The sequence below is a fragment of the Pseudomonas sp. Irchel 3H7 genome (genome assembly GCF_900187605.1).
GTDB lineage: Bacteria > Pseudomonadota > Gammaproteobacteria > Pseudomonadales > Pseudomonadaceae > Aquipseudomonas.
Genome location: NZ_FYEA01000006.1, coordinates 1 through 21,784, shown reverse-complemented (window position 1 = coordinate 21,784; position 21,784 = coordinate 1). Strand labels below are relative to the sequence as shown.

The 21,784-nt window shown below is 59.3% G+C and carries 19 protein-coding genes, 6 tRNA genes and 2 pseudogenes; 10 read left to right on the top strand and 17 right to left on the bottom strand.

Translation table 11 applies throughout. The features are described from left to right. Window positions 1-31: 31 nt before the first annotated feature. The 4 genes from CKW38_RS12470 to CKW38_RS12455 form a co-directional block, all read right to left on the bottom strand. Window positions 32-811: an ABC transporter permease gene (locus tag CKW38_RS12470; protein ID WP_007908200.1), complete on the bottom strand. Its 780-nt coding sequence runs from the start codon at window positions 809-811 to the stop codon at window positions 32-34. Continuing rightward, on the bottom strand, window positions 808-1,740 hold the full coding sequence (locus tag CKW38_RS12465; RefSeq protein ID WP_007949873.1) for an ABC transporter ATP-binding protein: 933 nt from the start codon (window positions 1,738-1,740) through the stop codon (window positions 808-810). The genes CKW38_RS12470 and CKW38_RS12465 overlap by 4 nt, the downstream gene beginning before the upstream one ends. A gap of 123 nt (window positions 1,741-1,863) precedes the next feature. After that, complete coding sequence (locus CKW38_RS12460) at window positions 1,864-2,487, bottom strand: glutathione S-transferase family protein (RefSeq protein WP_095112872.1); 624 nt, start codon at window positions 2,485-2,487, stop codon at window positions 1,864-1,866. Between the two features lie 43 nt (window positions 2,488-2,530). Beyond that, window positions 2,531-3,190: a transglutaminase family protein gene (locus tag CKW38_RS12455; protein ID WP_095112871.1), complete on the bottom strand. Its 660-nt coding sequence runs from the start codon at window positions 3,188-3,190 to the stop codon at window positions 2,531-2,533. A 248-nt stretch (window positions 3,191-3,438) separates the two neighbouring features. On the opposite strand from CKW38_RS12455, the gene CKW38_RS12450 reads away from it, so the two are divergent. Together CKW38_RS12450 and CKW38_RS12445 are read left to right on the top strand one after the other, a co-directional pair. Then, window positions 3,439-5,886, top strand: coding sequence for an acyl-CoA dehydrogenase (locus CKW38_RS12450; RefSeq protein ID WP_095112870.1), 2,448 nt, complete (start codon window positions 3,439-3,441; stop codon window positions 5,884-5,886). A gap of 74 nt (window positions 5,887-5,960) precedes the next feature. Beyond that, window positions 5,961-6,368, top strand: coding sequence for a PA2817 family protein (locus tag CKW38_RS12445; RefSeq protein ID WP_007908190.1), 408 nt, complete (start codon window positions 5,961-5,963; stop codon window positions 6,366-6,368). A 110-nt stretch (window positions 6,369-6,478) separates the two neighbouring features. On the opposite strand, the gene CKW38_RS12440 is transcribed toward CKW38_RS12445, so the two are convergent. Continuing rightward, the gene (locus CKW38_RS12440; protein ID WP_095112869.1) at window positions 6,479-7,477 is read right to left on the bottom strand and encodes a LysR family transcriptional regulator; all 999 of its coding nucleotides are present in this window, start codon (window positions 7,475-7,477) and stop codon (window positions 6,479-6,481) included. A gap of 90 nt (window positions 7,478-7,567) precedes the next feature. Here CKW38_RS12440 and CKW38_RS12435 point away from each other — a divergent pair, with 90 nt between their 5' ends. From CKW38_RS12435 to CKW38_RS12425, 3 genes are all read left to right on the top strand, one after another. After that, a complete protein-coding gene (locus tag CKW38_RS12435; RefSeq protein WP_007908185.1) occupies window positions 7,568-8,194 on the top strand; it encodes a hypothetical protein in 627 nt (208 codons plus the stop codon). Between the two features lie 88 nt (window positions 8,195-8,282). After that, entirely contained in the window at window positions 8,283-9,053 is a 771-nt protein-coding gene (locus CKW38_RS12430) for a 2OG-Fe(II) oxygenase (protein ID WP_007908184.1), read from the top strand. Between the two features lies 1 nt (window position 9,054). Then, entirely contained in the window at window positions 9,055-9,693 is a 639-nt protein-coding gene (locus CKW38_RS12425; protein ID WP_095112868.1) for a LysE family translocator, read from the top strand. 123 nt (window positions 9,694-9,816) lie between these two features. Here the strand turns inward: CKW38_RS12425 and CKW38_RS12420 are convergent. From CKW38_RS12420 to CKW38_RS12395, 6 genes are all read right to left on the bottom strand, one after another. Beyond that, window positions 9,817-9,892, bottom strand: a tRNA-Gly gene (locus CKW38_RS12420). Between the two features lie 2 nt (window positions 9,893-9,894). Beyond that, window positions 9,895-9,970 (bottom strand) — tRNA-Glu (locus CKW38_RS12415). A 57-nt stretch (window positions 9,971-10,027) separates the two neighbouring features. Further along, window positions 10,028-10,103 (bottom strand) — tRNA-Gly (locus CKW38_RS12410). 3 nt (window positions 10,104-10,106) lie between these two features. Further along, window positions 10,107-10,182: transfer RNA gene (locus tag CKW38_RS12405), tRNA-Glu, on the bottom strand. 104 nt (window positions 10,183-10,286) lie between these two features. Beyond that, window positions 10,287-10,362, bottom strand: a tRNA-Gly gene (locus CKW38_RS12400). Between the two features lie 2 nt (window positions 10,363-10,364). Next, window positions 10,365-10,440: transfer RNA gene (locus tag CKW38_RS12395), tRNA-Glu, on the bottom strand. 384 nt (window positions 10,441-10,824) lie between these two features. On the opposite strand from CKW38_RS12395, the gene CKW38_RS12390 reads away from it, so the two are divergent. Continuing rightward, window positions 10,825-11,583, top strand: a complete 759-nt coding sequence (locus tag CKW38_RS12390) for a hypothetical protein (protein ID WP_042705064.1) — start codon at window positions 10,825-10,827, stop codon at window positions 11,581-11,583. A 1,392-nt stretch (window positions 11,584-12,975) separates the two neighbouring features. Here CKW38_RS12390 and CKW38_RS30660 read toward each other — a convergent pair. The 4 genes and pseudogenes from CKW38_RS30660 to CKW38_RS12375 form a co-directional block, all read right to left on the bottom strand. Continuing rightward, the gene (locus CKW38_RS30660) at window positions 12,976-13,839 is read right to left on the bottom strand and encodes a methyl-accepting chemotaxis protein (RefSeq protein ID WP_371857963.1); all 864 of its coding nucleotides are present in this window, start codon (window positions 13,837-13,839) and stop codon (window positions 12,976-12,978) included. Further along, window positions 13,837-14,061: pseudogene (locus tag CKW38_RS30655) on the bottom strand (HAMP domain-containing protein); the annotation flags it as partial. The pseudogene CKW38_RS30655 and the gene CKW38_RS30660, both read right to left, overlap by 3 nt. Before the next feature lie 991 nt (window positions 14,062-15,052). Next, the gene (locus CKW38_RS12380; RefSeq protein WP_095112866.1) at window positions 15,053-16,453 is read right to left on the bottom strand and encodes a PLP-dependent aminotransferase family protein; all 1,401 of its coding nucleotides are present in this window, start codon (window positions 16,451-16,453) and stop codon (window positions 15,053-15,055) included. Between the two features lie 191 nt (window positions 16,454-16,644). Beyond that, a complete protein-coding gene (locus tag CKW38_RS12375) occupies window positions 16,645-17,406 on the bottom strand; it encodes an SDR family oxidoreductase (protein WP_007917441.1) in 762 nt (253 codons plus the stop codon). Window positions 17,407-17,509: 103 nt separating this feature from the next. On the opposite strand from CKW38_RS12375, the gene CKW38_RS30185 reads away from it, so the two are divergent. Together CKW38_RS30185 and CKW38_RS12370 are read left to right on the top strand one after the other, a co-directional pair. After that, on the top strand, window positions 17,510-17,647 hold the full coding sequence (locus tag CKW38_RS30185) for a hypothetical protein (protein WP_157279740.1): 138 nt from the start codon (window positions 17,510-17,512) through the stop codon (window positions 17,645-17,647). Continuing rightward, the gene (locus tag CKW38_RS12370; RefSeq protein ID WP_095112865.1) at window positions 17,644-18,648 is read left to right on the top strand and encodes an NADP-dependent oxidoreductase; all 1,005 of its coding nucleotides are present in this window, start codon (window positions 17,644-17,646) and stop codon (window positions 18,646-18,648) included. The genes CKW38_RS30185 and CKW38_RS12370 overlap by 4 nt, the downstream gene beginning before the upstream one ends. Window positions 18,649-18,773: 125 nt before the next feature. Here CKW38_RS12370 and pyrF read toward each other — a convergent pair whose 3' ends face one another. Continuing rightward, entirely contained in the window at window positions 18,774-19,472 is a 699-nt protein-coding gene (gene pyrF, locus CKW38_RS12365) for an orotidine-5'-phosphate decarboxylase (protein WP_161986598.1), read from the bottom strand. A gap of 284 nt (window positions 19,473-19,756) precedes the next feature. On the opposite strand from pyrF, the gene CKW38_RS12360 reads away from it, so the two are divergent. Next, on the top strand, window positions 19,757-20,518 hold the full coding sequence (locus tag CKW38_RS12360) for a response regulator (RefSeq protein WP_007917450.1): 762 nt from the start codon (window positions 19,757-19,759) through the stop codon (window positions 20,516-20,518). Continuing rightward, window positions 20,518-21,567: a cell wall metabolism sensor histidine kinase WalK gene (locus CKW38_RS12355; RefSeq protein ID WP_095112864.1), complete on the top strand. Its 1,050-nt coding sequence runs from the start codon at window positions 20,518-20,520 to the stop codon at window positions 21,565-21,567. The genes CKW38_RS12360 and CKW38_RS12355 overlap by 1 nt, the downstream gene beginning before the upstream one ends. A 47-nt stretch (window positions 21,568-21,614) precedes the next feature. Here CKW38_RS12355 and CKW38_RS30375 read toward each other — a convergent pair. After that, window positions 21,615-21,784: pseudogene (locus tag CKW38_RS30375) on the bottom strand (IS110 family transposase); the annotation flags it as partial.

Genomic DNA, 21,784 nt, shown 5'->3' with positions numbered 1-21,784 from the left:
CTGCTCGCGATGGCCACGACTCGGTCTGGAGTCAGGTACGCATCCCGCGCCCACTCACCAGCAACCGCGCACAACCGAGATACAACACCACCGTCGCCACCAGCATAAAGGTGATCGCGATGCCGATGCGGATATCCGACACACCCAGAATGCCGTAACGGAAAGCGTTGACCATGTGCAGCACCGGGTTGGCCAGCGACACGGTCTGCCAGAACGGCGGCAGCAGCGTGATCGAGTAGAACACCCCACCCAGGTACGTCAGCGGCGTCAGCACAAAGGTCGGGATGATCGAAATATCATCGAAGTTGCGCGCAAACACTGCGTTGATGAAGCCCAGCAGCGAGAAGATCGTCGCCGTCAGTACCACCACGAGGATGGTCACGCCGAGGTGATGCACCTGCAAATGGGTGAAGAACAGCGACAGAATCGTCACGATCACACCCACCATCAAGCCACGCAACACGCCGCCAATGGTGAAGCCGATCAGAATCGTGTGCGGCGATACCGGCGAGACCATCAATTCTTCGATGGAACGCTGGAACTTGCTGCCGAAGAAACTCGAGACCACGTTGCCGTAAGAGTTGGTGATCACCGACATCATGATCAGCCCCGGCACGATGTACTCCATGTAAGTGAAGCCACCCATGTCACCGATCTGGCGACCGATCAGATTGCCGAAGATCACGAAGTACAGAACCATGGTGATCGCCGGCGGCAGCAGCGTTTGCGGCCAGATCCGCGTGAAGCGTTTGACCTCTCGGTAAACGATGGTCTGCAGGGCGACGAGGTTGGGACGGAACTCGGAACTCATACCGCCACCTTCGAAAGATTTTTCTCGACCAGGGACACGAACAGCTCCTCGAGGCGATTGGTTTTGTTGCGCAGGCTCAGCACTTCGATGTTTTGTTGCGCCAACTGGGTGAACAACGCCGTGATGCCCATGGACTTGTCGACCTGGACTTCAAGGGTATGGCTGTCGAGCAATCGGGCGGGGTAGCCGAGCAATTGCGGCGCAGCGTTCAAGTCGTTTTTCAGGTCCAGCAGGAAGGTTTCCACGTGCAACTGGCCCAGCAATTGTTTCATGCTGGTGTTCTCGACGATGGTGCCGTGGTCGATGATGCCGATGTTGCGACACAACTGCTCAGCCTCCTCCAGATAGTGCGTGGTGAGGATGATGGTGATGCCTTTCTGGTTCAGTTCGGTGAGGAACGTCCACATCGAACGGCGCAGCTCGATATCAACACCTGCGGTCGGTTCATCGAGGATCAGCAGACGCGGTTCGTGCACCAGTGCGCGGGCAATCATCAAGCGCCGCTTCATACCGCCCGACAGCGAACGCGACGGCACATCGCGCTTGTCCCACAGGCCCAACTGGGTCAGGTACTGCTCGGCGCGTTCCTTGGCGATCTTCGCCGGAATGCCGTAGTAACCGGCCTGGGTCACGACGATATCGAAGGTCTTTTCAAACTGGTTGAAGTTGAATTCCTGGGGCACGACGCCGATCGAGCGCTTGAGCTGCGCAGGATTTTTGTCCAGGTCATGACCGAAGATATTCACCGTGCCGCTGGTCTTGTTCACCAGTGTCGAGAGAATGCCGATGGTCGTGGATTTGCCGGCACCGTTGGGGCCGAGCAAGGCGAAAAAGTCACCTTCGGCGACGTCCAGATCGATACCACTCAAGGCCTGGAACCCGTTGCCGTAGGTTTTGGTTAGCTGCCGGATGGACAGAGCGGAACTCATATCTGATTTACGCACCATTGAAGGGAAAAAGGAGACGGCGGCGAAGGATCGAACCGCAGCGCAAGTGCGCAATGGTGCTTGCCGCCGCCGTACAAGTACAGTCAAGTGTGTCGATAGTAGGTATTAAGTCAACGCGGTCATAACCGCTTTCTGGTAGGCCGGACGCTGCTTCAGGCGCTCGTACCAGGCTTGCAGATGGGGTTGCGGGGCGCGTTCGATGGGCATCTCGAACCAGGCATAAATGAAACTGCCCAGCGGGATATCGCCCATGCCGATGTCATTGCCGGAAAGATATGGCTGACTGGCCAAGGCACTGTCGGCCATGCCCAGCAACTCGTTGCATTCCTTGATCGCGGCGTTGATTGCCGTCCAGTCCTGTTTGTTCGCCGGCGTGCGCAGCACACCCCAGAACACCGTGCGGAAAGGACCGGCAAAACTCGAAGTGGTCCAGTCCATCCACTTGTCAGCGACGGCGCGCGCCTGCGGATCTGCCGAATACCAATGGCTGTCGGGCGCATGTCTGGCCAGCAGATAGCGGACGATGGCGTTGGACTCCCACAACACAAAACCGTCGTCCTCGATCACCGGCACCCGCCCGTTCGGGTTCATCGCCCGATACTCGGGTGTGTCGACCACGCCGAATGCGCCGCCGGCATCAATCGCTTCGTAGGCCAGGCCGAGCTCCTCGGCGGCCCACAATGGCTTCCTGACATTCGATGAGTTTTTCCGTCCCCAGATCTTCAGCATGACCGCCTCTTTTCAAATGAGTGGGCAGGCAGCATACGCCGGATCAGGTACGGCTCAAATCACTCTGCATATCACCGAGCAGTTGCGGCTGCTGATCAGTGAACAGATGCGGATAACACTTTTGCAGATGTTCGAAGAAGAATGTTTCCGGCACATCGGAAAATTGCCCGTGGTCGACCAGATACTCCATCAACTGCGCACCGTCACGGTTGAACGGATGGAAAACGCTGTCGTTGATGCCGTCGAACTCAAGCGGCGCGACATTGAACAACTCGCAGAGCTTCTGGTTGAACGCCGGTGTTGCCTTGATCCAGCGATCATTGAGAAAGAACTCGGTATAGCCGTGCATGGCGAACATATCGCTTTTCAGCAACTCGAGCAGACGCGGGGTCGACAGGTGATTTTTCACATCGGCCAGACCGATGCGCGCCGGGATCCCGCAATGCCGCGCGCAGCCCGCCAGCAGCGTGGCTTTCGGTACGCAATAACTCTCCCCCGTCGCCAGCGCATAACTGCCGCACAAGGTCTGCGGATCGCGACTGAAGGTGTAGGGGTTGTAGCGCACCGCCTCACGCACGGCGTAATAAAGACTGATCGACTGCTCGAGCGGATCGCGACTGATGCCCCGATGCAGTTCGGCGAACTCCACCACCGCCGGGTGGTCACTATCGATGAAGCGGCCGGGACTCAGATACTCGTGCATGACGACAATCTCCTGGGTGAGCCCCGAGTCTAGCGATACCTTCAGCACAGAGATAACGACGTTTCGGCCAAACTTGCACGCAAAGACGCGGGATCAGCGAACGATTTCCCACAGGTGTTGCCCACCGAACCTACGAACACCATCCGGGGTTTCCCACGATTTCAATCACCTTGGTCTGACCACCCGCTTTTACAGATGCCGTCTAAGCTCTGGAGGGTCGATTTGCCTTGGTTCACGGAGGACTGAATATGCTGTTGTTGTGGATACTGGTTTTGATCGTTGGCGTGGCGTATCTCGCCCACCGGCGTATTTCCCCTCTGCCTGCGTTGGGCATCGTTGCCGTCTACCTGCTGGCGATGGGCATTTTCAGTCATGCGCCGGGCTGGTTATTGGCGGTGTTGTGGATCTTGCTGGCGGTGGTCGCTGCACCGCTGCTGTTGCCTGACCTGCGCCGCAAACATTTCACTGCGCCGCTGTTCAGCTGGTTCCAGAAAACCCTGCCGCCGATGTCGCAGACCGAACGCGACGCGATCGACGCCGGCACCGTGTGGTGGGACGGCGAGCTGTTCAGCGGCCGCCCGGACTGGGACAAGCTGCTGGCCTATCCCAAGGCGCAATTGAGCGAAGAAGAACAGGCGTTCATCGACGGCCCGACCGAAGAGCTTTGCGCGATGGTCACTGACTGGCAGATCGGCCAGTCGATGGACCTGCCGACCGAAGCCTGGACGCACATCAAGGAACACGGCTTTTTTGCCCTGATCATTCCGAAAGAATTCGGCGGCAAAGGCTTCTCTGCATACGCGCACTCGCAAGTGGCGATGAAACTGGCCACCCGCAGCGGTGACCTCGCCTCCACTGTCATGGTGCCGAACTCACTCGGCCCGGCCGAACTGCTGCTGCATTACGGCACCGACGAACAACGCAATCACTACCTGCCGCGTCTGGCCCGGGGCGATGACATTCCGTGCTTTGCCCTCACCGGCCCGCTCGCGGGTTCCGATGCCGGTGCGATGCCCGACACCGGGATCATCTGCAAAGGTCAGTGGGAAGGTCAGGAAGTCATCGGCCTGCGCCTGAACTGGGAAAAACGCTACATCACCCTCGGCCCGGTCGCTACCCTCCTCGGCCTGGCTTTCAAGGCCTATGACCCGGAACATCTGCTGGGCGACAAGGAAGACCTTGGCATCAGTCTGGCACTGATCCCGACCGACACCGCCGGCGTGGAAATCGGTCGTCGTCACCTGCCGCTGGGCGCGGCGTTCATGAACGGCCCGAACTCCGGCAAGGACGTGTTTATCCCGCTGGACTTCCTGATCGGCGGTCAGGAAATGCTCGGCAAGGGCTGGATGATGCTAATGAACTGCCTGTCGGTCGGCCGTTCGATCTCATTGCCAGCCGTCGGTACCGGCGCGGCCAAATTCACCAGTCTGGTCACGGGTCAGTACGCGCAGATTCGCGAGCAGTTCAATGTGCCGCTGTCGGCGTTCGAGGGCATTCAGGAGGCCATGGCGCGCATCGGCGGCAACGCGTGGATGATGGACGCGGCACGCATGCTTACCGCCAACGCGGTGGACCTGGGCGAAAAACCTTCGGTGCTGTCGGCGATCCTCAAGTACCACCTCACCGAACGCGGCCGCGAGTGCATCAGCCATGCGATGGATGTGCACGGCGGCAAGGCGATCATCATGGGGCCGAACAACTACCTCGGGCGCAGCTGGAACGGTGCGCCGATCTTCATCACCGTGGAGGGCGCGAACATCCTTTCGCGCAACCTGATGATCTTCGGTCAAGGCGCGATTCGCTGCCATCCGTTTGTACTGAAGGAGATGGCTCTGGCCGGCCGCGAAGACAAGGATCAGGCGTTGAAAGAGTTCGATGGCCTGCTGCTCAAACACATCGGTTTCGCCGTAAGCAATGCGGCCAGCACGCTGGTGCTGAACCTCGGTTTCGGCCACTTCGAACATGCGCCGGGCGACAAGATCAGTCAGGGTTACTTCCGCGCACTCAATCGCCAGGCAGCGGCATTTGCCATGCTCGCCGACTTCAGCATGATGCTGCTCGGCGGCGAACTGAAGCGTCGTGAGCGTCTGTCGGCACGTTTGGGTGATGTATTGAGCAACTTGTATCTGGCCTCGGCTGCGCTTAAGCGTTACCACGATCTGGATTCGCCGGCCTATATGGAACCGCTGTTCCGTTGGGCGATGGAAGAAAGCCTCGGCCAATCGGAACGGGCGCTGGATGAGTTGCTGCGCAACTTCCCGAACAAGGTGTTCGGCGGTCTGCTGCGAGTCATCGTGTTTCCGTTCGGTCGTCGTCACAAAGGCCCGTCGGACAAACTCGGTGCCGAAGTGGCTGGCGTGATTGGTCGCGCCAAGGGCGATCCGGCGCTGGAAGAACTGCTTGCCGGTTGCTATCGCCCACAGTCGGCAGACGATGCCGTCGGCGCGCTGCAACACGCCAGCGATCTGCTGAATGCTGCGCAGCCGTTGCACAAAAAACTGCACACCTCGCTGAAAAGCGGTCAGGTCAAACCGGTCGCGGGTGAACACGCCATCGATGCCGCGCTTGAAGCTGGAGTATTGCAACCAGTGGAAGCGCAGAGTCTGCGCGATGCCGAAGCGGCGCGACGCAAGGTGATCGACGTCGATGATTTCGACAAAGAGGAGCTGGCGCTGGCAGAGGGCAAAGTCCGCTGATCCTGACAAACATGTCCAACAGGGCGCAGGAGCTTTATACTCCCGCGCCCGTTTTGCTCTTGAGGACTTATCTCGTGTCCAACGTCGTTGCCGATCATCTTGTTTTGCTCGACCACCTGCGCAGTATCCTGGTCGCCGTAGGTGAGGCCGAACAGGTTCCCGAAGAAAGCCATGCCCTGTTCCTGGAGCGTTTCGACGAACTGCTGGCATCGCTGCCGATCGATCCGATCGAAAGCCAGTACCTGGGACAGGACATCCTGACTCAAGTGATTACCCGTTACCCGCAAATCGCCCACCTGATCCCGCGCGATCTGCTGTGGTTCTTCGCCGGTGATTGCCTGCACTACCTGGCCGATGAAGAGATCGACATGTATCAGGCACTGGAAGAACGCCGTTACGAAGCCGAACAGAACGATGAACCGTTCGACTGGAACCAGGAAAAACAGCTGCTGGCGATGTCCGCTCAGGACAGCAAGCACTGATTTAACTGTTTGGTTGAAGGTCAAAAGATCGCCGCCTTCGGCAGCTCCTACAGTGGACTCACGCAATCCCCTGTAGGAGCTGCCGAAGGCTGCGATCTTTTGCTTCTGCGTTACAGCAATCCCTCGCTTTCCGGTAATTCATACGCCATGGCTGCGTTACTCGCACCACCTGACTTACCCGGCTTGCTCAAGGTCGGTTCTTTCTCCAGGCATTCCACCAGATAGTCGATAAACACCCGCAATTTGGGTGGTAGATAACGCGTCGGCGAGTGCAGCAACCACAGTCCACCGTGATAGGACGCAAGGAAGGTCCAATCCGGCAGCACCTGGACCACCAACTTTTGCTCCAGCGCATAGCGGGCAGTGAAATACGGCAGACTGCCGATGCCGATGTGCTGCAACACTGCGCCCAATCGCACACCGGTGTGATTGGCGGCATAGCGACCGCGCACACCCACCGTTACCGCTTTGCTGCCTTTCTTGAATTTCCAGCGCGCATCGCTCGGGGTTTCGCCCAGATAGATACAACTGTGATTGAGCAAATCATGCGGGTGAGTCGGTGTGCCGTGCTCGGCCAGGTATTGCGGCGTGGCGCAGAGCAAGTGGTCAATGGTCAGCAATTGCCGCCCGACCAGCCCGGCCGGTGGTCGATCGGTGATGCGAATCGCCAGATCGACATGGTCGTCGATCAAATCGACCTGGCGATCCTCCAGCAACAACTCGACATCGACCTTGGGATAACGCCGCAGAAACTCGGGCATGTGCGGATGAATCACAAAGCGCCCTACCGCTTTCGGTACGCTGACCCGCACCAGTCCTTCGGCTTCATGGGTGAACTGGCCACTGATCTCCATGACCGATTTGGCTGCGCTGACCATTTCCTGACAGCGCTTGAATACCTCCTCGCCGCCATCACTCAAACGCAGCTTGCGCGTGGTGCGCTGCAGCAGCCGCGTGGCCAAGGCTTTTTCCAGGCGCGAGATACTGCGGCTCACCGCTGACGGCGATGACCCCAGCTGCCGAGCGGCCTCAGAGAAGCTGCCGGTCTCCACGACTTTGACGAAAATCGCCATTTCACCGAGCAGCGGTAGCGGCAGATTGATGCTCACAGCGCACAAGTCCTTTGATGTTTGAACGGATTATCACGTTATTGCACGATTCATATAATAAAAAAAGAAATTTTAATAAGGGCATGGAATATGACGCTTCGCCTCTTTTTCCATAGTGATGACCTCAAGGCCAATGTGGAAGTCCTCGACTGCACGCCCCAAGAGCACGAATTCGCCGTGGTATTACGCGCCACGCTGTTTCACCCGCAGGGCGGCGGCCAGCCCTGTGATACCGGCTGGATCGGTGAAAGCCAGGTGCTGCGCGTGGTACAGGAGCCGGACCGGATCATCCATTTTGTCGATCGCCCGGTGGCGCTCGGCATGACCTGTATCCGCATCGACGAACAGCGCCGAAACTTCAATACACGCATGCATTCAGCCGGCCACTTGATCGGGCATTTCGTTCAGGCGTTGGGCTGGATGCCGATCAAGGCACACCACTGGCCGGACGAAGGTCGAGTGCAATTCAAACCCGGCGATGGTGCGCAGGAAGTCGATGCAGAGACCGTTCAACACGGAATCGCCCAGTGGATCGAGCACGATCTGCCGCGCCTGACCTCGCTGCGCGAAGGTGCGCGAGAAATCGGTTTCGGTGAGCTGCCCGCCTATGGCTGTGGCGGCACCCATGTACGTAGCCTGAAGGATCTGGGCACTGTCACGATCGCGTCCCTTTCGCAGAAGAAAGGCACGTTGTCCGTCCACTACAGCGTGGATTGAGCATTTCGGACGCGGCCTCACGCAACGTCCGACGCCGGGGAACCGCATTCGCAGGTTCCGTTGACTATCGATAGATGGACCTAAAAAAATGATGCTAGACGTCGAGCGTCTCGATGAGACGTGCATAAAAAAACTGGCCAACGAAGAAGTCCTCGCCATCCGCGTCAAAGGCTTTTTGCCTGAGCCACTGGCCATTCAGATTGGCGACAAGATTCTCGCTCCAGGCTTTGAGGGTTACATCAACGCACCGAGTATCGGCCGCATCGGCATGGCCTTTTATGAGGCGGAAAATCAACCGTTGCTGATTGAGGACTACTTCGAACGCGCCACCAGCAACATCGCCGAACTGCGCAATCGCTGCGCGCCCTACTCTTCACCGATCGACACCTTGCGCTGCATGCTCGACGAATCCTGGCCAGCCGGCGCACACCTGGAAAACCTCTACGGCCGGAAAATGTATGTCGGCCTTTCGCGAGTGGTGAAACCGGGGGTGTGCTTCCTCGCCCACCACGACATCTTCGCCAAGGACGCCCCGGACAGTTTCCAGGCCCGCAGCCTTGAGGCGCAGTTTGCCTGCAACGTCTACCTGAACATGCCGACCGAAGGCGGCGCGTTGCAGATGTGGGACGACGACATCAGCCCCGATCAATTCGACGAAATGCGGGGTGACAGCTATGGCATCGAACCGGCGCTGCTCGGCCCGCCGGCCCTCGAAGTGAGACCGCAACCAGGCGATTTCATCATGTTCAATTCGCGTCGCATGCACTCGGTGACCCCGGGCGTGGCAGACCCGCGCTTGAGTCTTTCCTTTTTTGTCGGCTATCGCGGCAATGCTTCACCCCTGACCTACTGGAGCTGAGATGTATTCGAATTATCTGGGCGAGTTTTTGGCGCTGGCTACCATTCACTTTCTGGCCGTGGTTGCTCCCGGCCCGGACTTCGCAGTCACTATTCGCCAGAGCGTACGCTTCGGCCGACTGGTGGGAATCTGTACGGCGCTGGGGATCGGCGCGGGGATTTCCGTGCACGTGCTGTACACGCTGCTGGGAGTCGGGGCGCTGATGCACACCACACCGTGGTTGCTGACCGTGGCCAAAGTGATTGGCGGGGCTTATATCCTGTATCTGGGTGTCAGCCTGTTGCGCAGCAAGCCGAAATCGTCCCTTGAAGGTGAAAAGACCAGCGAGGAGCCGGTGGTTGAACAGACGTTATTCAAGGCCTTCAGCACCGGTTTTCTGACCAATGCGACCAACCCCAAGGCCACGCTGTTTTTCCTGGCCATCTTCACCACGATCATCAGCGCCAGCACGCCCCTGCAGATCCAGGCCTTTTACGGGCTGTGGATGTGCTTTGTGAATGCGCTGTGGTTTGTTGTGGTCGCGCTGTTTTTCTCAAGCAATCGGGTTCGCTTGCTGTTCATGCGCATGGGCCATTGGTTTGAACGCACGATGGGCGTGGTGCTGATTCTGTTTGCCGGTCGCCTGATGCTGTCCTGGTAAGCCGACGCATAACGCAAAAGGCCCGCCGAATCGCTTCGGCGGGCCTTTTTCATGACTGATGACTCAACTACAAATCGTGCGCATACAAAAACGCCGCTCAGTTGAGCGGCGTTTTTGTGAATATGGAGCGGGAAACGAGACTCGAACTCGCGACCCCGACCTTGGCAAGGTCGTGCTCTACCAACTGAGCTATTCCCGCAATGGCGTCCCCTAGGGGACTCGAACCCCTGTTACCGCCGTGAAAGGGCGGTGTCCTAGGCCACTAGACGAAGGGGACACAGGCTACAACTTTCACTAATAAAAACGCCGCTCACTGAGCGGCGTCTTTAGAATTTGGAGCGGGAAACGAGACTCGAACTCGCGACCCCGACCTTGGCAAGGTCGTGCTCTACCAACTGAGCTATTCCCGCAAATGGCGTCCCCTAGGGGACTCGAACCCCTGTTACCGCCGTGAAAGGGCGGTGTCCTAGGCCACTAGACGAAGGGGACACGCTACCCGGAACACATGGTGTGTGTTTCGGTGTCCAGATCCTTGTCCGAAGACTTGGTTCTGGTTTCACTCAGCACCGCCCGAAAGCACTGCTGTTTAAAATTGGAGCGGGAAACGAGACTCGAACTCGCGACCCCGACCTTGGCAAGGTCGTGCTCTACCAACTGAGCTATTCCCGCATTGGCGTCCCCTAGGGGACTCGAACCCCTGTTACCGCCGTGAAAGGGCGGTGTCCTAGGCCACTAGACGAAGGGGACACGCTTAAACATTCACTCCCTGCCGCGCTTCGCTGTGTGCTTTACGCTGCAAGTGGCGCGCATTCTATGGATGGATTGAGAGGTCGTCAACCCCTTGATATAAATTTATTTAAATCAATGACTTCGACCTGCTTTACGGCGGCAACCGGGCTTTTCCGTCGCCCGACGATTGACGCCTATATTCCGCCACTCGCCAAGACGTTATAGTCCACCGCACAGTGATGGCAATCTGCACATGCATCGCCAGCATTCATATAAGCAGCGTGCGGCCGATACAGATTGAACCTGCCGATCCAACTCGTCGAGCGGCGCTAGGCGGCTAAATGCCCAGCCACTACACTCGCATGCGAACCCTATAAAGAGGTCTTACCGGTGACACCACTCATGATCACCCTGCTAGTCATAGCCGGGATCGCAATTCTGATCGCCATTGGCTACATGAACCATGTGGTGGAAAACAACAAACTGGAGAAGGCCCGTACCAAGGTCGAACTGAACGACCGCCTGCGCCGCTGCGGCGAACTGACCGAGACCTTCCCGGGCCAGTTCATGACCCCGGCCCTCAAGCTGCTGCTGACCCGCTTGGAGCTGAATGTCTGCCAGCGCCTGCTGAACCTGGAAAAAACCAGCGCCACCACCAAAGCGCGCATCACCGAACTGAGCGCATTGGTCGCCCAAGGCGAATCGATCCCGGTCAACAACCCTCCGGCGCCGATCCTGACCGAAGCCAAAGCCAAAGACGTGCGCTTCCTGCTCGAAGCCCTCCACGGCCAGATCACCCGCGCCGCCCACGACGGCTTCCTGCCACCGAACGAAGCCAAACACTGGATCCGCGAGGTCCGCCACATACTGGTGCTGCTGCACATCGAATTCTTCAACAACCTCGGCCAACAGTCCCTGCAACAAAACCAGCCCGGCCAGGCCCGCCTCGCCTTCGAACGCGGCGTGCAATACTTGCGCAAACAGCAGGATCCGCAAGTGTATGCAGAACAACTGCAATATCTGGAAAAACTGCTGGCCCGCGCCAACGCCCAGGTCATGGACAAAATTGCACCGGTTGAAGGTGAGGAGAACCAACTGACCGCCGGCCTAAAAGATGTAGAGGCCGATGCCGACTGGAAAAAGAAAGTGATTTACGACTGATTGCAGATGTTGAAAGAGAAGCCACCGAGAGGTGGCTTTTTTTGTGGGCTCGCGGGAGTGAATCCGAAAGAAAACCGGTGAATGTGAGAACGCTTTCGCGAGCAGGCTCGCTCCCACAGTTTGAACTGCGTGCATTCAGACAGGGATTGGCCGGCTGTCAGGCCGCCATCGCTGGCAAGCCAGCTCCCACAGGGTTTGAGTACATCCGGCAGAAATGGGTTGGCTGCCAGACCGCGATCGCGAGCAGGCTCACTCCTACAATGGGATTGAGTACATCTGACAGAGATTGGCCGGCTGTCAGGCCGCCATCGCTGGCAAGCCAGCTCCCACAGGGTTTGAGTACATCCGGCAGAAATGGGTTGGCTGCCAGACCGCGATCGCGAGCAGGCTCACTCCTACAATGGGATTGAGTACATCTGTGGCCCGGCTGTCAGGCCGCCATCGCTGGCAAGCCAGCTCCCACAGGGTTTGAGTACATCCGGCAGAAATGGGTTGGCTGCCAGACCGCGATCGCGAGCAGGCTCACTCCTACAATGGGATTGAGTACATCTGACAGAGATTGGCCGGCTGTCAGGCCGCCATCGCTGGCAAGCCAGCTCCAACAGGGTTTGAGTACATCCGGCAGAAATGGGTTGGCTGCAAGACCGCGATCGCGAGCAGGCTCACTCCTACAAGGGATTGAGTACATCTGACAGAGATTGGTCGGCTGTCAGGCCGCCATCGCTGGCAAGCCAGCTCCCACAGGGTTTGAGTACATCCGGCAGAAATGGGTTGGCTGCCAGACCGCGATCGCGAGCAGGCTCACTCCTACAATGGGATTGAGTACATCTGACAGGGATTGGCCGGCTGTCAGGCCGCCATCGCTGGCAAGCCAGCTCCCACAGGGTTTGAGTACATCCGGCAGAAATGGGTTGGCTGCCAGACCGCGATCGCGAGCAGGCTCACTCCTACAGAAAAGCAAAACAGCGCCCACCTCGCACCGCGTCGCTTCTCACCACTCAACAGGATGAGCGTTAGCTCGGCTGCAGCTCTTGATCTTAAAGCCCGTCGGCAGGCTGAGTGGAGGGATTGATCCGGGGGTGGGAGCGCAGCGACCGTTCGACGAAGTCGAACACATCGAGAGGAGGTGCAGCGAAGCAAACCGTAGGCGATGCCCCCGGATCGATCCCGGAACGAAGGAACCCCGAGCCCCAGCGAGCGGGCCGAACGTCAGGGCGCAGACCTTTTGGTTACTTTTGGGGCGTTTGCCAAAAGTGACCCGCCGTAAGGGCGGAACCCTAATCAGCAACACCCGCAGCAACGGATATCCCCCCAAAACCCCAAGAGCCTGGTCGGCCCAAAGGCCGCCAAGCCCAAAGCGTCAAAGCGTCAAAGCGTCAAAGCGTCAAAGCGTCAAAGCCGAAAATGCCCAACCATCCCGCGCAACTCACTCCCCAACTGCGCCAGCTCAACACTCGAAGCCGCATTCCCGCGCATCGCGATCGACGACTGATCCGCACTCGCACGAATACTCGTCACACTGCGATTGATCTCCTCCGCCACCGAACTCTGCTCCTCGGCCGCCGCCGCAATCTGCTGATTCATCTGCTGAATCAACGACACCGCCGCCGCAATACTCCCCAGCGCACTCTCGGTCTGCAAGGCATCACTCACCGCCAGCTTCACCAACTCGCCGCTGCTCTGAATCTGCTGCACCGACGAATGCGCCGCCGAGCGCAATGCACTCACCAGTCGCTCGATTTCCTCGGTCGATTGCTGCGTGCGCCGAGCCAAAGCACGCACCTCATCGGCCACCACCGCAAAGCCCCTGCCCTGCTCCCCGGCCCGCGCCGCCTCGATCGCGGCATTCAACGCCAATAGATTGGTCTGTTCGGCGACACTCTTGATCACCTCCAGCACCGTGCCGATATTCTGGATTTCCGCACTCAGGCTTTCGATGCTGGAACTGGCCGACGTCGCCGAATCAGCCAATTGCTCGATGCGCGCCATGCTCTGGCGCACCACTTGCTGACCACTCTCGACCTTGTCATCCGCCGTTTGCGCGGCCACCGCAGCCTCTTCGGCATTGCGCGCGACGTCATGCACAGTGGCGGTCATCTGGTTCATCGCCGTGGCGACCTGCTCGGTTTCTTCCTTCTGGCTGCTGACCTCAAGGTTGGTCTGCTCGGTGACCGCCGACAACGATTGCGCCGAACTGGCCAATTGTTCGATCCCAGCCTGCAAGCCGCTGACAATCGTACTCAACCCCGCGCCCATCTGTTGCATCGCCAGCATCAACTGGCCGATCTCGTCACGTCGGGTCACTTGCACGGTCGCACTCAAGTCGCCGGCGGCAATCTGTTGCGCGACCTGAATCACGCTGCGCAATGGCGCGACAATCAGTCGGGTGATCAGCCACGCCGCGAACAAGCCGACCAACAACGCCAGCGCCGATGAACCAATGATCAGCAGCGAATTTTTCTTCAGTTCCGCCTGCATCGCACCGTCTTCAGCGACATACGCCTGGTTGACCCGCTCGACCACTTGGTCGGCACGCTGGTGCAATTGCTCGTAGACGGTTTTTTCCTGCGCGAGCAATCCGGTGTATTCGGCGAGCTTGTCGTTGAAACCGGCGATATGCCCGGAGACTTCGTTGAGCACGGTCAGATAGCCTTCGTCCTTGACCGTGGTTTTCAGTTCTTCGGCCTGGGCCTGGGCCTGTGCGGCCTGTTCGATATTGCCCTTGCCGGCACCGTCGGCATCGCCCTTGCGGCTTTGATCCAGACGAATCCGCGCTTCGTTCATCGCTTGCAGCATAAGCCGGGAGACCTGACTGACCTGACTGGCCTGCTCGATGAATTGCGCGCCGTCCTTGCCCTCGGTGTCCTTCAAGGTATATGCACCGTCGTCGGCAAGCCCGGCCTGCAATACGTCGAGGTTGTTGGCCACACTGGACACCGACCAACTGGCCATTTCCAGTGCCAGATCCTTGGCCTGAGTCAACGACACAAATTCATCGAACGCCTTTCGATAGGCTCCCAGCGACTGCTGCACATCATTCATGACCGGCACATTCGCCGCCGACTGCGTCTTGAGCTGATCAGCCAGAACGACCAGTTCGTCGACGCCCTTACGCAGCGCATCGGCGGTCTTCGGATTGCCTCGCAAAGCGTATTCCTGCTCGAGCAGGCGCACGTTGAGCAGGCCACTGTTGAGCGAGGACATCTGTTTCAGCCCGTCGAAACGCTGACTGATGGTTTGCAGGGACCAGACGCCAATGGCCGCCACCAGCGCAGTCAGGAGCAAAACCAGCACAAACCCGATACCCAGTTTTTTCGCCATACCGAGGTTGGCAAAACGTCCTTGCATGGCCGAAATCATTGCGCGTAGTCCCCTGCCATTGTCAGTAGAGCGAAGAGTCGCAACGGCCATCCACCGACACAAGTCTCTGGCGTCGGAATAATGGCAAAAAGCTACGCCCGCGTCGTTTTCAGAACACTTGAGGTCGATCCGAACCGGTGTGGCGGAAAAACTGCCGAGCGCGTGGATCGCATGCATAGGTAACGTTGATGCGCAGCCAGTCGCCCGACTCACCACTGGGACTGAACGCGTCAGGCGCTGACAGCAGCACGCCGCAGCGTTGAGCATGACGACGCACTCGAACCTGATCGGTCATGCGCGAGCGCGCCCAAATGAAAAGCCCACCCGCAGGTTTGCCGAACACCTCCCAATCAGCGTCCTCCAGCGCCTGCAGCGCGGCGGCGCGATCGGCATTCAAACGTTGACGCTGACGCTGCACCAGTTTGCGGTAAGCGCCACTGACCATCAGACTGGCCAGCACCGCTTCGGAAAACCTCGACCCCCCCAAACCACTGATCATCTTGACCTGCGCCAGCCGCCTGACGATTTCGCTGTCGGCGAAGACGAACCCGACCCGCAACGAGCTGCTCAGTGTCTTGGAAAAGCTGCCCACGTAAATGACGCGCCCCTCATGGTCCTGCGCCGCCAGTCGTGTGCCGTTGTCCGTGTGCAAGTCCGCATAGACGTCGTCTTCAATCACGCGCAGATCGTAGGTCTTGCTCAGTTGCAGGATGCGTTGCGCAACGCTCGGCGACAGGCAAGTACCGGTAGGGTTGTGATGATGGCTGTTGATGAACAATGCGCCGGGGCGAAACTGTTGCAGCACAGCCTCGAGCGCTTCGATATCCGGCCCGTTCGGGGTACGACGCACCTCAAGCATGTGCACGCCATGCAGACGCAGCAGATCAAACAGCGGCGCGTAACCGGGCGTTTCGACCACCACGCAGTCTCCTGACTTGAACAAGGTACGCACGATCAGATCCAGCGCATGGCTGGCACCGCAGGTACTCAGCAACTGCGCACTGCGGGCCTCGATATTGAGCAGCTTCAGGCGCTTGACGATCTGCTCGCGCAACGCTGGAAGCCCAAAGGGTGTGCTGTAGTTGAACAGACTGGCCATATCGGTGCGCGCCACCTCGCGCAGCGCATAGCTGAGGTCGTCAGGCTCGCGCCAGCTTTGCGGCAGACCACCAGCACCCAGCTTCAAGCCACCGGCCGTCTCGCACACTGCATCGCACCAGGCATACCGCCCCCCGAACAGCGCCAGTTCATCCTCTGCGCCCAGTGTCGACGGCGAGGCGGCGACGATGAATCCGGTGCCTTGGCAGGTGCTTAGAACGCCCTGCGATACCAGACGCTCACAGGCCTCGACCACACACGACTGGCTGAGCAGATTACCCCGGGCGATTTGCCTCACGGAGGGCAAACGAGTGGCCGGCGGTACGCCATTTTGCAGGATCCACTCGGTCAGTCCGTCAACAATCTGCTGCACGACCGGCACCATTGCCTGTCGATCAATTCTCAATTCCATGAGCAAGCAAACTCCTGTCCGTTTTGCTGGCGGCAGTAAATCACAGCCGCGCCGGACAGGCTGTGCGACAACGCCGCCAAAAGCGACCGTTCTAACCGTTTGATACACATTGTTTAAGGGACTTCACGGAACTGACCGTGACCCACAAAAAAGCCCGCAATGAATGCGGGCTGTTTTTTCTGGCGCTTTATTCAGAAAGCGGTGACGCCGCCATCCACTGCCAGAGAGTGGCCCGTGGTGAAGGCGGCACCGTCGCTGCACAGGTACAACACAGCGCTGGCAATTTCCTCGACCTTGCCGATGCGACCGACCGGGTGCATCGCGTTGGCGAATTCGCCCTTCTTCGGATCAGCCTCATAAGCGCGGCGAAACATGTCGGTATCGATCACCGCCGGACACACAGCGTTGACGCGGATTTTCTTTTTCGCGTACTCAATGGCTGCCGATTTGGTCAAGCCAATCACCGCATGCTTGGACGCCGCGTAGATGCTCATCTTCGGCGCCGCGCCCAGTCCCGCCACCGAGGCAGTATTGACGATCGCCCCGCCGCCCTGCGCCAGCAACAATGGCAGTTGATACTTCATGCACAGCCAGACGCCTTTGACGTTGACGCCCATGATTGCGTCGAACTCATCCATCGAGCCTTCAGCGAGTTTGCCTTTTTCGATTTCGATACCGGCATTATTGAAGGCGTAGTCCAGACGACCGTAGGTATTGATCACCTCGTCCATCAAATTCTTCACTTCGCTTTCGACGGTCACGTTGCAACGCACGAAGGTCGCTTCGCCGCCAGCGGTACGAATCAGCGCAACGGTGCCCTCGCCCCCTGCCGCGTCCAGGTCGGCGACCACCACTTTCAGGCCTTCGGCAGCGAACGCCTGCGCGGTTGCACGGCCGATGCCGTTGGCGGCGCCGGTGACTACGGCAACCTGACCGGAAAACGTCATGCTCATTGTTATGTCCTCGAAGGGATGGATGCAGGGGATGTGTGGAATGGCAGCATAGCCATTGAGGTCTGCCGAGCGTCAGCACTATCCAATGGCTGTTTATGTGCCCATGCGTTGCAGTGATAAAACCAACCCGGTGATCATCACTGCACTGGATCGGCGTGCATTCGCCGCATCAGCCAACCTTGCGCCAATGCCGGCGAAGGTCTATCAACAAAGCTTCATTCCGTTCGAGTGCCTGTCATGACCAACCAGACCAATCGCCAGTTCCTGCTCGCCAAACGCCCGGTGGGCGCGGCAACCCGCGAGACCTTCACCTATCAGGAAGTCCCGGTGGGTGAACCGGCGGCGGGGCAGATTCTGGTCAAGAACGAATACCTGTCCCTCGACCCGGCCATGCGTGGCTGGATGAACGAAGGCAAGTCCTACATCCCGCCGGTCGGTATCGGCGAAGTCATGCGCGCGTTGGGTGTAGGCAAAGTCGTTGCTTCGAACAATCCGGGCTTTACCGTCGGGGACTACGTCAACGGCGCCATTGGCGTGCAGGATTATTTCCTCGGTGAGCCAAGAGGTTTCTACAAAGTCGATCCGAAACTGGCAGCGCTGCCGGTGTATCTGTCGGCACTGGGCATGACTGGCATGACCGCCTATTTCGCCCTGCTGGATGTCGGTGCACCGAAGGCCGGCGACACCGTTGTGCTGTCCGGTGCGGCGGGCGCAGTGGGCAGCATTGCCGGGCAGATCGCCAAGATCAAAGGTTGCCGTGTGGTTGGCATTGCCGGCGGTGCCGACAAGTGCAAATTCCTCATTGATGAACTGGGCTTCGACGGCGCCATCGACTACAAGTCCGAAGACGTTGTAGCCGGGCTTAAACGCGAATGCCCGAAAGGCGTCGACGTCTATTTCGACAACGTTGGCGGCGACATCCTCGATGCGGTGTTGAGTCGGCTTAACATGAAAGCGCGCGTGGTGATCTGCGGCGCGATCAGCCAGTACAACAACAAGGAAGCGGTCAAAGGCCCGGCCAACTACCTGTCGCTGCTGGTCAATCGCGCGCGGATGGAAGGTTTTGTGGTGATGGACTATGCCGCGCAATACGCCAGCGCCGCGCAGGAAATGGCCGGCTGGATGGCCAAGGGGCAGCTCAAGAGCAAGGAAGATATCGTCGAAGGCCTGGAGACGTTCCCGGAGACGCTGATGAAATTGTTCAGCGGCGAGAACTTCGGCAAGTTGGTGTTGAAGGTTTAAGCCCACCACAAAACAAAGGTAGGAGTGAGCCTGCTCGCGATAGCGGTGTGTCAGTCAACATTAACGTTGTTTGACACACCGCTATCGCGAGCAGGCTAACTCCTACAGGGTTTCGCGGTGTCTGATCAGGCGATTTCGGCTACAACCGAAGCCAACGCCTTGGCCGGATCCGCCGCCTGGCTGATCGGACGGCCAATCACCAGATAATCGGAACCGGCATCCAGCGCCTGACGCGGGGTCAGAATGCGGCGCTGATCGTCCTGCGCGCTGCCCGCCGGACGAATCCCCGGGGTCACCAGTTGCAGCGACGGATGCGCGGTTTTCAGTGCCGTGGCTTCCAGCGCCGAGCACACCAGACCGTCCATGCCAGCCTTCTCGGCCAGTGCAGCCAGACGCAGCACTTGTTCCTGCGGTTCGATATCCAGACCGATACCGGCCAGGTCTTCACGCTCCATGCTGGTCAGCACGGTCACGCCGATCAGCAACGGCTGCGGGCCGCTGCGCTTGTCCAGCTCTTCACGGCAAGCGGCCATCATGCGCATACCACCGGAGCAATGCACGTTGACCATCCACACGCCCATCTCGGCGGCGGCTTTCACGGCCATCGCGGTGGTGTTGGGAATGTCATGGAATTTCAGGTCGAGGAATACTTCAAAACCCTTGTCACGCAGGGTGCCGACAATTTCGGCGGCGCAACTGGTGAACAGTTCCTTGCCCACTTTGACCCGGCACAGTTTCGGGTCCAACTGGTCGGCCAGCTTCAGTGCGGCGTCACGGGTAGGGAAATCCAGGGCGACGATGATAGGAGTCTGGCAGGCGGACATGAATGGGCTCTCAGGCAGGTCGAAATCGGCGCGCATTGTAGCGGAACCGGCAGCGGCGCGGCACCCGATGATCGGTAAATCGTCGCACCAACCGTGATCAGCATAGCGCTCGCTGCTATTGTGTCGACTCCGATACACAGCCGACACGCCAGCAACAAGCATCCGCGCTAGCCTCGCCAGCCGCAACACGTCCTTACATCAGCACTTCCCGCCTCGCGGCTGGACGCCTATGCTGAAACCACCACCTCGCAGCCCATCTTTTGTGGTTGGCGGCCTACTGGCAGATGAACAGCCTCATGCACAACACCCAAATGACCGCGACGGATGAGCCTAAAGACGACAAGCGCTGGAGCATTCGCGCGCTGATCGTCGACGATGACGTGCCGATTCGCGAGCTGATGATCGATTACCTCGCCCGCTTCAACATCCACGCCAGCGGCGTCACCGACGGTGCGGCGATGCGTCAGGCGCTGCTGGCCGAGCATTTCGATGTCGTCGTGCTGGACCTGATGCTGCCCGGCGAAGACGGCTTGTCGCTGTGCCGCTGGCTGCGCGCTGAATCGGACATCCCGATCCTGATGCTCACCGCTCGCTGCGAACCGACCGACCGCATCATCGGCCTGGAACTGGGCGCCGACGACTACATGGCCAAACCGTTCGAACCGCGCGAACTCGTCGCGCGCATCCAGACCATTCTGCGCCGGGTGCGTGACGACCGCACCGAACAACGCGCCAACATTCGTTTCGACAACTGGCGCCTGAACAGCGTCCTGCGCCAATTGATCGCCGACGATGGTCTGGTGGTGCCGCTGTCCAACGCCGAATTCCGCCTGCTGTGGGTGTTTATCGAACGTCCGCGCCGGGTGCTCAGCCGCGAGCAATTGCTCGACGCAGCCCGGGGTCGCTCGATCGAAGCCTTCGACCGCAGCATTGATTTGCTGGTCTCGCGCCTGCGGCAGAAACTCGGCGATGACCCGAAAGCCCCACAGTTGATCAAAACCGTGCGCGGTGAGGGTTACCTGTTCGACGCGCGAGACATCGGCTGATGCGGGCGCGCTTCGACACGCTGTTCGGGCGCCTGTTTGGCGTGCTGTTCGTGGCGATCGTCCTCGCGCACCTGCTGGCTTTCACCTGGTTCCGTCTCTACGGCCCGCCCCCGCCTCCGCCGCCTCCGGAGTTCTCCCAGGGCGCCAATGGCCAAGCAATGGCGCAAGACCCGCGCTACCCGCCACGGCCACCGCGTCCGTGGTTCGGTGGCCCGGTGGTGCCACTGACCTTTCAGTTCATCACGCTGATGATCGCGGCCTGGTACGGCGCCAAACTGCTCAGTCGCCCGATCCAGCGCCTGAGCGACGCCGCCGAACGCCTCAGCGAAGACCTCGACAGCCCGCCACTCGACGAGTCCGGCCCACGGGAAGCACGACAAGCCGCCTACACCTTCAACCTGATGCAGCGGCGCATTCGCGAACAGGTGCAGCAGCGCGCACGAATGCTCGGCGCCGTGTCCCACGATCTGCGCACACCGCTGTCACGCCTGAAACTGCGCCTGGAAAACATCAGCGATGAAAAGCTGCAAGGCCAGATGCGTCAGGACCTGGACGACATGATCGGCATGCTCGACGCCACCCTCACCTACCTGCACGAACAGCGCACCAGCGAAGCCTTGCAGTTGATGGATGTGCAGGCGCTGGTCGAATCGCTGTGCGAAAACGCTCAGGACCAGGGCGCCGACGTGCAGGTCAGCGGCCACTGCGCGCCGTTGCCGGTGCAGCCGATGGCGCTGCGTTCGTGCATCAACAACCTCATGGACAACGCCCTGCGTTATGCCGGCCAGGCGCGCATCGAGTTACAAGATCAACGCGAGCAACTGCTGATCCACGTGATCGACCATGGCCCGGGGATTGCCGAGGACAAACGTGAAGCGGTGTTCGAGCCGTTTTATCGGCTGGAAGGTTCGCGCAATCGTAACTCCGGCGGTGTGGGGCTGGGCATGACCATTGCCCGCGAGGCGGCGCAGCGTTTGGGTGGGCAGCTCAATCTCGAAGAAACCCCGGGCGGCGGCCTTACCGCCATCATTCGCCTGCCGCGCCCCTGAAAACACCACCGTCCAATGTGGGAGATTCTATGGTTGAGGGGAAGCCCTCAACTGACTTTTGTCTGATATTCGCTTTGCCTTTTCAGCAAGGCGAATACCACCCGAGCAAGTTTGCGAGCCAGCATCACCAACGCCTGCGTGGTGCTGAAACCCCGTGCTCTTTGGGCTTCGTAAAACCCTTTCCAGGCTTTCGTACGGCTAGCCGACATCGCTGCGT